This is a genomic window from Burkholderia sp. Bp8991 (assembly GCF_003853795.1).
In the GTDB taxonomy this organism is placed as follows: Bacteria; Pseudomonadota; Gammaproteobacteria; order Burkholderiales; family Burkholderiaceae; genus Burkholderia.
This window is the reverse complement of record NZ_QTQJ01000027.1, coordinates 87642-98460: the sequence shown is the minus strand read 5'-3', so window position 1 is coordinate 98460 and position 10819 is coordinate 87642. Positions and strand designations below refer to the sequence as shown.

The window sequence follows — 10819 nt, the reverse complement described above, 5'->3', positions numbered from 1 at the left end:
ATCGAGCAGGCCGGCGGCCAGATGATCAGCGTCGCGCAGCTGTTCTGCGAACTGCAGCGCGACTGGGCGCGCAGCGCAACCGTTCCGGCATTCATCAACCTGTTCATCGAAACCAGCGGCACCGCGGGCATCCAGTTCTCGTACGACAAGAACTGAGCCGCGACGGCGCATGCCGTTTCGTGCGGTTGCGACCGTCCGGATACCGGCGGTCGCAACCGCGACACCACCCTGCGTCGACGCATTCCCTCCGATCCGTTACGAATACGCACGCACATCGCGGCGTTCCAGGCTCGCGACTGGGATGCCGTCGACACGGTGGAGGTCTATCGCCTCGATCAGATCGCCTGAAGCCCGCCGCCGCGCCGGCAAGCACCGGCAGCGATTCGCAGATCGTGCCGTCCCCGATGGTGGCGCGATCGATTGTTCCCTGCACGGAACACTGAGGACCATCCGGCCCGGCTATCGACAGGCGACACGTTCCACTACGCTTGGACTCATACGGATTGCCAACGGCATCGGACTCGCATCAAGCTCGCGTAACCCGCCACGCCCCCGAACCGCCCGTTCGTGCCGCGTTGCAGCGCAGCCGCGCGAAGTCGTTCGCGCGGCTGCGACATGCCGGCGGCGCGTCGCGTTTCCCACGCGTTGCAGCCGTTTCGGCGCATGCCGCCGCGCGCCGCGCTTTCGTCACACGATTCGCGCGGCCGGCCGCCGCCGTCGCGTCGCCCGTCGATCGCCTCGGCATGCGTGGCAGCGCAGCAAACGGCCGCCCTTTACTCATGCCCGACGCCCCTCGGACAGCATCATGAAATCCCTGAACATAGACGATATCCAGGCCTTCCTGTTCGCCGTCGAGCGGCAAAGCATCACCGAATCCGCACGCCGGCTCGGCCTGTCGAAGTCCGTCGTCAGCAAGCGCATCAGCGACCTCGAGCGCACGCTCGGCGTGCAGCTGCTGATGCGCTCGACCCGCAACGTAACGCCGACCGAAGACGGCATGATCTTCTATCGTGCCGCGTCGGAATCGATGCGCCGGCTCGTCGACGTCGCCGAAGAAATCGCGGAACGCTCGCACGGACTGTGCGGCGAGCTGCGCATCACGTCGCCGGTGAGTCTCACTCGCCGCCTGCTCGGGCCGGCGGTCGCGGCCTTCGCCGCCGCGCATCCGCAGCTGCGCGTCACGCTCGACACCGACGATCGCACGATGAACCTCGAAGTCGAGCGCTTCGACGTCGCGATCCGCTCCGCGCGACTGCCCGACAGCGCGCTGATCGCACGCCGCGTCGCCGCATGCGAGCGCGTCGTCGTCTGCAGTCCCGACTACCTCGCCGCTCACGGCGAACCGGACTCGATCGACGCGCTGCTCGAGCACCGCTGCCTGAACTACAGCCATACGGCGCCGTCGGCCACCTGGACGTTCACGACGCCCGGCAGCCTCGGCAAGCCGCGCGCAATCAGCCCGGGCAGCGTGTTCCTGTCCAACAACGGCGAAACGCTGTGCGACGCCGCGGTGCAAGGCATCGGCATCGCGATGCTGCCGCGCTACATCGCGGACGACTGCCTGCGCGACGGCCGGCTGGTGCGCGTGCTCGCCGATGAAGCACCGCAGGACGAAGTGATCTACGCGGTCTATCCGCGCAATCCGTACGCGAGCAACAAGCTGAAGCTGTTCATCGAACACGTGCGCATCGCGCTGCTCGATCCGCCGTCGTCCGCCGGCACGGACAAGGAGCTGCATGTCGAAATGCTGTCGACGGATTCCGTCTGACGCGATGCGCGCCACCGTGTCGCCGCCGTCCCACCGGATCCGTCCTGCCGTCACGCCATGCCGCCGACCAAGCCCGCGCTGGCCAGGCCTGTCAACGCAGCGGCGTTCGCTCGCATGCTGCTCGGCGTGAGCCGCGAATACGGCCGAACCGACGGCGCGCGCCTGATCCATGTCGCGAATACCATCGTCGCCGTCGTGCTGGCGGTGGGCGTGTCGATGCGGCTGGAGCTGGCAGCGCCACGCATGGCGATGGTGACGGTCGTGATCCTGATGATGCCGGCGATCCGGCTGCTGTCCGGCGGGCCGTCGCTGACCGGACACGTCGAAAGCGTCGCGCGCGGCCTCAGCGATCGCGACAATCCGGCCGGCGCGACGCTGCTCGCCGACCTCAACCCGATCTTCACGTGGGTGCGGCTCGCGCAGCGCGTGCCGGTCCGGATCCGGCTGGACGGTATGGCGCGCGGCGCGGCACCGGATACGCGCACTTGATGCCGTGGTGCGGCCGTAGGCACGCACGCCCGTGTTCGATATCGGGCAACACCATGTTCTTGTTCGCGCGCCTTCCGGTGGCCCGGCATGCGCTTTTACACTGGGCGTTCGTCGGCGATGCGAGCGGTACGTACTGCGCACCCGCTCCGTCGACGCATCCCGAACCGGCCGCGTCGAGCGCGCGCGGCCTCGATCGACCCCGCGCCGGCCTCGCCGGCCGGCAGGAGACTGGCAATGGCATTCAGCGTAACTCACGAACTCCGGCGCCGCACCGGGCGGCCGATGCAGTGCCGTTCGTTGCCGCGCGATGCGGATCGGCGCCGCGGCGGTCGCGCCGAAAGCAATCGATCATGCTGACCGTCTCTTCCGTCGGCATCGCGCCGCGCGCATCGTCACCCGGTCGCAGCCAGGTTCACGTCACGCTGCTGGAGTGGTCGCACGAATCGCTGCTGGTCCGCTGGGTCGAAAGCGGCCGCCTGCACTACGGCGAACAGAAATGGCGCCGCGCGGTCGCACGGCGCGACGGACGGTGCGCGTATTCGGGCCGCGCCATCGTGCAGGGCGAGGCCGTGTTTCGTCCGACCGGCCGGCCGCGGCCCGCGAATCACCTCGCGATGATCGCGGCCGATGCGGTGGCGTCGCTCGATGCGTGATGCGCGTTGTGCGTTGTGCGTTGTGCGTTGTGCGTTGTGCGTTGTGCGTTGTGCGTTGTGCGTTGTGCGTTGTGCGTGGTGTGATGCGGTGCCGTGTCGTGCAACATCGATCGCGCGGAACGGTACTTGCTTCATCGGCAATTCACTGGCGCGAAGTGAGCCGCGCATCGCTGCGAGCCAAGTCGATCTTGGCTGCAACGCATCTTTCGCACTCCGGAAGCCCGTTCGCACACGCTTCACCGGATTCGTTGATCAACGGGCGACAGTGCGTCACGCGCATGCCGGCTTATCGTTCGACGCGATCGCGCGTATCGTCGACCCATGTTGTCCGATCCCGTCGACGTCATCGGCTTCGTTCGCCAACCGGCCGCTCTCGCTCATGTGAATGCGGCCGTCAAAACAGGAAATTGATCATGGAATTCGTACTGGACCACTCGCTCGACGAGGATACCGCCCGCGCGGTCGAACATGAAATCTGGCGCGTCGATCCCGACGCCAAGGTCGAGATCGATCGCGCGACGTCGCACGTGAAGGTCGAGTCGTGGCTGTTCCCCGAGGAATTCGTCGTCGCGTTCGAGGATGCGGGCTACAGCGTCAGGATCAAGACTCACTGACGCGCGCCCGGCTGGCGCCGCACGCGAGCGCGACCGTCGCGTTGCGCCGGCGACATTTTCCGCACCGGCCGGCGGCCCGCCGCTCACCCGCCGATCTTGAACCCCGGCAACTGCTGCCCGAGCCGCGCGCCCATCGCCGCGCCGAGCGCCTGCAGCGCATTGAACGGCCGGATCATCACCTCGAATTCGACGATCCGCCCGTCGACGTCGAAGCGGATCATGTCGATGCCCTTCAGCCGCTTGTCGCCGACCGTCGCACTGAATTCCAGCACGACGCTCGTGCCGTCGTCGTCGGCGAACGCGCGGTGGTATTCGAAGTTCTCGAGGATCGTGAGCACCGTGCGCAGCGCCAGCAGCAGCGCGGGCGCCGGTCCGTACGGCTTGAACGCCATCGGCGAGCGGAACACGGCGTCCGGATGGACGATCGTGTCGAGTTCGCTGAAATCCTTGCGCGCGAGCATCGCGTGCCACGTCGCGAGCGATGCCGCGACGGCGGGTTGCAGATTCGACAGGGGTTGCATGCTCAACGACTCCGGTAACGTCACACGAAAGAAACCCGCTCGAAGGCGGCGCCCGCTCGGGTCGCCGCCGCATGATGCCGCGCCGGCGCCGTCACGCGTCCGGCAGGATCACGACCTTGCCCTTCACCTGCCGGCTCGCCATGCGCGCGATTGCGTCGGCCGCGCCCGAGAGCGGCACGCGCTCGGTGATCGCGGGCCGCACCTTGCCGGCCGCGAACCATTGCGCGAGCTGGTGCATGTTCGCCGCATGCTGCGCGGGGTCGCGCCGCACCGCGTCGCCCCAGAACACGCCCAGGATGTCGCGCTCCTTGAGCAGCGCGAGGTTCAGCGCGATCTTCGGAATCTCGCCGGCCGCGAAGCCGACCACGAGGAACCGGCCGCGCCACGCGGTCGCGCGCAGCGCCGCCTCGCTGTACGCGCCGCCGACCGGATCGTAGACGACGTCCGCGCCGCGTCCGCCGGTCAGTTCGTCGACACGGCGCCGCAGGTCCTCGGTCGCATAGTCGATCGTGTCGTCGGCGCCGGCCGCGCGGCACAGCGCGAGCTTGTCCGCGCTCGACGCGGCCGCGATCACGCGTGCGCCCAGCGCCTTCGCGATCTCGATCGCGGCCAGCCCGACACCGCCGCCCGCGCCCAGCACCAGCAGTGTCTCGCCCTGCTGCAGGCGCGCGCGCTGCTGCAGCGCATGCAGCGACGTGCCGTAGGCCAGCACGAGCGCCGCGCCCTGCTCGAACGTCATCCCCGGCGGCAGCGCCGCGATCTGCTGCACGTCAGCCACGCAATGCTCCGCGAAACCGCCATGACCGGTGAACGCGACCACCTCGTCGCCGGGCCGCCAGGCGCTCACGCCGTCGCCGACCGCGTCGATCACGCCGGCGAATTCCGCGCCGGGCGAGAACGGCAGCGCCGGCTTCACCTGATAGAGCCCCTGGACGATCAGCGCATCGGGGAAGTTGAGCGACGCCGCCTTCACGCGAATCCGCACCTGGCCGGCGGCCGGTTCGGGAACCGCGACGTCCTCGATGCGCAAGCGGTCGATCGGGCCGAATGCGGTACACAACAGGGCTTTCATGCTCTCCTCTCTCCTCGCGCGACGTCGTCGCGCAGCGATACGGCATCGATACGGCAGCGGGACGCGCCCGCGCGATCGGCGCGCAGCGCACGCGCATCGGCCCGCGCCGCGTCACCATCATTCGTGCTGCGCGGCGCTCTGAACCACGCGTCGCGCATCTCGAGCGTCGTCGTATCGGCGCTCGCCAGCAGGTCGAGCTGCGCATCCACCTTCGGCAGCTCCCGGCGAAAGAAGTAACGCGCGGCGGCACGCTTGCCGGCGTGGAAATCGCGATCGCACGCGTGCGCGGCGAGCGTCACGTCGAGCCACGGCCACGCGACGACCCGATGACCAAAGGCTCCGAAACCGGATGATCGGGTCGGCGACTGCCAATGCTGGCGGGAAATTTAGCACGGTCGTTCTAAACCGACAATGGCGGGTCGCCCCGATGGTGAACCGGGGCGATGGCGGCATGCGCAGGCGAAGGTTGGTCGATGCCGGCGCGCGACGCACCGGGCGCGATGCCCGACGTGCCCGCGCCCCGCTCACGCGTGCGGCGGGGGGGCCGCGTCGTCTGCCAGCGTGCCGAGCGGCACGAAGATGTAGCCCTTGCCGCGCACCGTGCGGATGTAGCGATAGTCGCCGACCGCCTGCTCGATCAGGTTGCGCAGCCGGAAGATCAGCACGTCGAGCCCGCGCTCGGAGCGCCCGGCCACGGTCAGCCCCAGCAGCGCGAGGATCTCCGCGCGCGACAGGACGCGCAGCGGCTGCGAGATGAACAGTTCGAGCAGCGCGAATTCGCTCGCGCGCAGCCCGAGGTCGTCTCCCGCGCGGGTCGCGCGCCGCGTGACGAAATTCACCTCGATGTCGCCGAACGCATAGGTTTCGGCATTCCGCGGCCCGCGCGGCGACTCCGGCCGGTTCGGCGCGTAGCGGCGCATCGCGCTGCGCACGCGTGCGACCAGCTCCATCGGCTCGAACGGCTCCACGACATAGTCGTCCGCGCCGATCTCGAGCGCGACGACCTTGTCGACCACCTGCGCGTCGCGGCTGATCACGATCACCGGCATGTCGTAACCGGCCCGCCGCAGTGCGCCGAGCGCCATGTAGAACGTCGTGGCTGGCCGTTCGACCCGCAACACGATCAGGGTGGGCGGTGCCGCGCTCACGTGCGCGAGCAGCATCGACACATCGTCGAGCGCCGACGTATCGATCTGGCAGCCGCGCAGGAGCACGCGGATCCTGTCGCGCATGCGCGGATCGGGCTCTACGACGAGAACTTGGGTGGCCATGGAAAATCGTCCAGCACGACGGCCCGCACGGCGCATCGCGACGTCACGCCGGCCCGCCTTCCAGCCGGAACGGCCGGGTGCGGCCCGCACGAACCCGCGCGCGCACGACGCCGGCGACTACACATGCATGCAGCAATCGAGACTCGTCAGGAAATAGCTCAGGCTCTTGCGGATCGACGTCTCGACGTCCCGCACGTCGCGCGCCGCGGGCGACTGGCCGAGCAGCGTCGCGACGATGTCGAGCGCCTCCCACGGATGCCGGTCGTCGTAGTCGGCATGCAGCTTGAGCCAGCGCATCGCGCGATGCCGCACGGCCGGATCGAACTGCCGTTCGTACGGCGATGCGCACAGCAGCGCGCTCCACTCGCCCGTCACGCCCTCGATCGCATAGTTGGTCGCGGCGATGCTCGGCGCGAGCGCGTCGGTACTGCCGCTCTTCCAGCACCAGTGGCTCAGCGAGAATCCGGCCAGCGGCGCGTCGCCGCGCAGCAGCATGTCGATCGTCACGCCCGATTCCGCCGCCCAGTTGGCCCAGTGATCGACGTGGTTCTGCTCGACGCGGATATTGCGGATCAGATAGCGCCGCGCCTTCTCGTCGCCGCGCGACCGGTAGGCGGCGGTCTTCACCAGGTTCATCGCCATGTATTCCGGAAACTGGCTGACCACCGCCCAGCCGGTCACGAAGAATGCGCGCAGTTGCGACGCGCGCAGCGTCCCGCCGCTCATCGCCGCGAACACCGGATGCGCACGGACGCGCGCCTTCAGTTCGTCGGTCGCGCCGACCACGTCGCGCAGCCAGGCCGGATAGCTCGCCAGGTCCATCAGGTCGCCGGTCAGTTCAAATGGAGCACTCATGCGTTCGTTCCTCGCTTGGTTCAATGGAATCCCCCTTCCTGCCAGGGCGCGGGGCGGCTGAAGTAATAGCCCTGGCAATAGTCGACGCCCAGCGCGCGAAGCATCTCGGCCGTCGCCGTATCCTCGACGTGCTCGGCGACGGTGCGGTACTGCATCACGTGCGCGATGTCGTTGATCGCGGACGCGATGCCGCGCTTGATGCTGTCGGACGTCATGGTCGACACGAGGCCGCCGTCGATCTTCAGGTAGTCGATCGGCAACTGGCGCAGATACGAAAACGACGACATGCCGGCGCCGAAGTCGTCGAGCGCGAAGCGGCAGCCGAGGTCGCGCAGCTCGCACATGAAGCGCGACGCGACCTCCAGGTTGCGCACGGCGCTCGTCTCCGTGATCTCGAAACACAGCAGCGACGGGTCGAGCCCCGACGCCGACAGTTCGGCGATCACGAACTCCACGAAGCGCTCGTCGGTGATCGACATCGCCGACAGGTTCACGTTGTATTCGACGTAGCGGCGCTGTTCGAGCCGCGCGAGGCGCCGGATCACGGTGCGTACGACCCAGCGGTCGATCATCGTCATGTGGCCGTAGCGCTCGGCGGCCGGCAGGAACACCGGCGAGATCAGCTTGCCGTCGGCGTCCGGAATGCGCAGCAGGATCTCCGCGCGCTCCCGCGCGCCGAGCGCGGGCTGGATCGGCACGATCGGTTGCGCATACAACTGGAATGAATTCGTCTCGAGCGCCGTCTTCACGCGCCGGCTCCACTGCGTGTGATACGCCTGGCGGCTCGAATGCATGTCGCGCGAATCCGCGACATGCACGCGGTTGCGGCCGCGATCCTTCGCGACGTAGCACGCGACGTCGGCCATCTGCATCGCCTTCTCGACGCTCTCGGGCCGGCACGCGAGATCCAGCACGCCGATGCTCACGCTGAGCTTGAACGGCTCGCCTTCCCACAGGAACGTGAAGTCCTCGAGACTCGCGCGCAGGCGTTCCGCCTTGCCGCCGTCCGGCGCGCCGTCGCGGCCGGCCGGCAGCAGGATGCCGAATTCGTCGCCGCCCAGCCGGCCGAACACGTCGTCGTGGCCGAGACTGCGCGCGAACACCGCGGTCGCGTCGCGCAGCAGCGCGTCGCCGGCCGCGTGGCCGCACACGTCGTTGACTTCCTTGAAGCCGTCGAGGTCGAGCACCAGCAGCATCCCGCCGCCGCGCTGCGCCAGCGCGTCGCCCAGGCGTCGCTCGAACGCCGTGCGATTGATGAGGCCGGTCAGCGCATCGTGCGACGCCTGCCAGGTCAGCTTCTCGATCAACTGGTGTTCGCGCGTCATGTCGCGCAGGATCAGCACGTAGCCGACGCAGCGGCCCGCGGCGTTGTCCATCTTCGACAGCGACGCGCGCACCGACACCGCCGAGCCGCACACGCGGATCAGGTCGAGATCACGGGTGAACGTCGGGTCGCTGCGGTTGCCGAGCGACGCGAGCAGCTTGATCGACATGCCCGTCGAGGTGTCGATCAGGTCCAGCACGTCGTTGATCGGCTTGCCGACACACTGCCGCGACGACGTGCCGAGCAGCTGCTCGGCCGCCGGATTGACGGTCTCGATACCGCGCGTGAGGCCGATCGTGACGATCGCATCGGCGACCGAGCGCAGCGCGGCTGCCGCGAATGCCTGGCTCCGGTCCAGCTCGGTCTGCATCGACACCTGCTGGCGTTGCGCGCGGCTCGCCCACCGCACCGACAGCAGGATGATCAGCAGCGAGGCCACGATGTACGACAGGAACAGCTGGATGACGGCCGAGCGGAATTCGGCGCTCAGTTCGTCGGAAAAGCGCTTCGGCAGCGGTTCGATGTGCGCGTTGAGATCCCAGATCGCGTGGTTCAGGCTGCTCGTGCGCCGGACGTCGTCCGCATGCACCGACGCGTGCAGCGCGTTGGCGATCCTGCGCAGGTCGACCAGTTGCCGGTCCGCGTCCTCCCAGTATTGCAACGCGGCGTTCAGGCGTGCGAAGCTGCTCAGGATCGGGTAGAACCACACCACCGCCGCCGCATCGACCGGATTGATGCCCGCCTCGATCAGCGCCTGGCGCGCCACGCCGTGGTCCGGCGGCGTACTGGTCATCGCGCGGCGCGCGGCGCCGAGGAAGGTGAGGGTCCGGTCGACCGCTAGGTATTCGTCGAACAGCTTTTCGTCGCCGGTCTGCCCGTAGCGGCTCAGCAGCAGGATCTCGTCCTTCTGCGCCTTCGACCAGCTGCTTTCGCCGCCGACGTACACGCGCAACGACATGATCACGATCAGGCTGACGGCGACGAACCCGGCCAGCGCGACGACCACGACGACGATCGGCAGGATGCCGAGCGCCGGACTCCATGGCCACACGTGGAACGAGCTGCGCTGACTCTGGAGCTTCGAAATGTTTTCCATACGTGAATGACTGTTTTTCTGATTCTTGTCGATGCCGCCTGCCCGACGCGTCGCCGCACCGCCTGCGCCAGGCACCTCCCCGTTCCCTTTGCGCGCCGCGCCGCCGTGCATGCCATCGCGCCACGACGCGGTGCCGGCGACTATGTCGTCCGGACGCGGCGCGACAACTCGGCGCCGGCATCCGTACCGGCATCGGTCGCGAGAATGCGGCGTGTTTCGTCGCGCACGACCCGATGGCAATCGCAGCCCTGCCGTTCGAGACCGGCGAGATCCGTGAGCACGATGGCACCGCGATGCTGATGGATCAGGCCGAGCTCGTGAAGCTGCCGCGTGGCATCGGTGACGGTCTCGCGGCGCACGCCCAGCATCTGCCCCAGCATGCCGTGCGTGACCGGGATTTCGATGCTGCGTGCGCGCTCGTAGGCGATCAGCAGCCAGCGGCCCAGTTGCTGCCGCATCACGTGATGACGGCTGCAGAACATGACCTGCGACGCCTGGGACAACGCCAGCTGCATCCGCACGAAGACCTGCCGCCGGATCGCCGCCGACACGTCGCACGCGTCCGCGAAGCGGCGCGCATACAGCCGGTACGCGAACCCGCCGCGGTAGACGACGACGCGGCGCTGCATCGCGCTGCCGATGACGTCGTCGCACACGATGCCTTCGCGGCCGATTTCCGTCACGCCGAGTGTCGTCTTGCCGCCCGCCGTGTATTGCAGGGAAATGCCCGCCGTCACCGGAAAATAGACGGCCTCCAGATTCTCGCCGGCATCGCACAGCACCTGGCCGGTCTCGAGATTCGAAAGCATCAGATGAGGCGCCAATTCGGAACGGTTAATTCCGTCGAGCGCTGACAGGAAATGATTGGCACCAAGTGCATGCGGCAACTCGATGACGTTGTTGGCCTGATGTATCACGGCGCACCTCGTACGTTGTATCCCTGCCCCTCGGCCACCGGACCTTCCTGCTGTTTTCACCGCACCGGTTTAACGGTTTCTCCGCCTTTTCAGCGCGGTGACATTGAGCAAAAAGGTATCACGCAGCCCAACCGTACGCGACACTCCGCTTTTGTTACATGAAGTAATTTGACAGTTCGGCTCGCCATCCGAAGATACTTGCATTGTCAATAAAAAATTGGCGATTTAAATCCCACCCA

General features: G+C 67.8%; 9 protein-coding genes and 4 pseudogenes. 6 read left to right on the top strand and 7 right to left on the bottom strand.

Translation table 11 applies throughout. The annotated features are described in order from the left end of the window. The 6 genes and pseudogenes from DIE02_RS26565 to DIE02_RS26530 all read left to right on the top strand — a co-directional run. Window positions 1-156, top strand: a pseudogene (locus DIE02_RS26565) (hydrolase); the annotation flags it as partial. Between the two features lie 658 nt (window positions 157-814). Continuing rightward, window positions 815-1768 carry a LysR family transcriptional regulator gene (locus tag DIE02_RS26555; protein ID WP_124487631.1) on the top strand — a complete coding sequence of 318 codons (954 nt, stop codon included), beginning with the start codon at window positions 815-817 and terminating at the stop codon, window positions 1766-1768. Window positions 1769-1825: 57 nt separating this feature from the next. After that, a pseudogene (locus DIE02_RS26550) lies at window positions 1826-2038 on the top strand (hypothetical protein); the annotation flags it as partial. 12 nt (window positions 2039-2050) lie between these two features. Then, window positions 2051-2257: pseudogene (locus DIE02_RS26545) on the top strand (hypothetical protein); the annotation flags it as partial. Window positions 2258-2607: 350 nt separating this feature from the next. Then, complete coding sequence (locus tag DIE02_RS26540) at window positions 2608-2910, top strand: DUF3331 domain-containing protein (protein ID WP_124487623.1); 303 nt, start codon at window positions 2608-2610, stop codon at window positions 2908-2910. Window positions 2911-3323: 413 nt separating this feature from the next. After that, window positions 3324-3524 (top strand): hypothetical protein, encoded by a 201-nt coding sequence (locus DIE02_RS26530; protein ID WP_044848408.1) that lies wholly within the window; start codon window positions 3324-3326, stop codon window positions 3522-3524. A gap of 83 nt (window positions 3525-3607) precedes the next feature. Here DIE02_RS26530 and DIE02_RS26525 read toward each other — a convergent pair whose 3' ends face one another. The 7 genes and pseudogenes from DIE02_RS26525 to DIE02_RS26495 all read right to left on the bottom strand — a co-directional run bounded on the left by DIE02_RS26525 (window position 3608) and on the right by DIE02_RS26495 (window position 10580). Beyond that, window positions 3608-4045: a nuclear transport factor 2 family protein gene (locus tag DIE02_RS26525; RefSeq protein ID WP_124487621.1), complete on the bottom strand. Its 438-nt coding sequence runs from the start codon at window positions 4043-4045 to the stop codon at window positions 3608-3610. Between the two features lie 91 nt (window positions 4046-4136). Beyond that, complete coding sequence (locus DIE02_RS26520; RefSeq protein WP_124487620.1) at window positions 4137-5117, bottom strand: NADPH:quinone oxidoreductase family protein; 981 nt, start codon at window positions 5115-5117, stop codon at window positions 4137-4139. Window positions 5118-5257: 140 nt separating this feature from the next. Beyond that, a pseudogene (locus DIE02_RS36140) lies at window positions 5258-5455 on the bottom strand (acyl-CoA dehydrogenase C-terminal domain-containing protein); the annotation flags it as partial. Window positions 5456-5641: 186 nt separating this feature from the next. Further along, window positions 5642-6388: a winged helix-turn-helix domain-containing protein gene (locus DIE02_RS26510; protein ID WP_124487619.1), complete on the bottom strand. Its 747-nt coding sequence runs from the start codon at window positions 6386-6388 to the stop codon at window positions 5642-5644. A 117-nt stretch (window positions 6389-6505) separates the two neighbouring features. Then, window positions 6506-7243, bottom strand: coding sequence for a TenA family transcriptional regulator (locus tag DIE02_RS26505; protein WP_044848403.1), 738 nt, complete (start codon window positions 7241-7243; stop codon window positions 6506-6508). Window positions 7244-7263: 20 nt separating this feature from the next. After that, window positions 7264-9663: a bifunctional diguanylate cyclase/phosphodiesterase gene (locus DIE02_RS26500; RefSeq protein ID WP_124487618.1), complete on the bottom strand. Its 2400-nt coding sequence runs from the start codon at window positions 9661-9663 to the stop codon at window positions 7264-7266. A 140-nt stretch (window positions 9664-9803) separates the two neighbouring features. Continuing rightward, entirely contained in the window at window positions 9804-10580 is a 777-nt protein-coding gene (locus DIE02_RS26495) for a Crp/Fnr family transcriptional regulator (RefSeq protein ID WP_124487617.1), read from the bottom strand. Between the last annotated feature and the right edge of the window lie 239 nt (window positions 10581-10819).

What these genes read in the sequence shown, in the direction of transcription:
- DIE02_RS26510 (WP_124487619.1), bottom strand. Translation starts at nt 6,388, where the DNA reads ATGGCCACCCAAGTTCTCGTCGTAGAGCCCGATCCGCGCATGCGCGAC.
- DIE02_RS26520 (WP_124487620.1), bottom strand. Translation starts at nt 5,117, where the DNA reads ATGAAAGCCCTGTTGTGTACCGCATTCGGCCCGATCGACCGCTTGCGC.
- DIE02_RS26540 (WP_124487623.1), top strand. Translation starts at nt 2,608, where the DNA reads ATGCTGACCGTCTCTTCCGTCGGCATCGCGCCGCGCGCATCGTCACCC.
- DIE02_RS26500 (WP_124487618.1), bottom strand. Translation starts at nt 9,663, where the DNA reads ATGGAAAACATTTCGAAGCTCCAGAGTCAGCGCAGCTCGTTCCACGTG.
- DIE02_RS26525 (WP_124487621.1), bottom strand. Translation starts at nt 4,045, where the DNA reads ATGCAACCCCTGTCGAATCTGCAACCCGCCGTCGCGGCATCGCTCGCG.
- DIE02_RS26530 (WP_044848408.1), top strand. Translation starts at nt 3,324, where the DNA reads ATGGAATTCGTACTGGACCACTCGCTCGACGAGGATACCGCCCGCGCG.
- DIE02_RS26505 (WP_044848403.1), bottom strand. Translation starts at nt 7,243, where the DNA reads ATGAGTGCTCCATTTGAACTGACCGGCGACCTGATGGACCTGGCGAGC.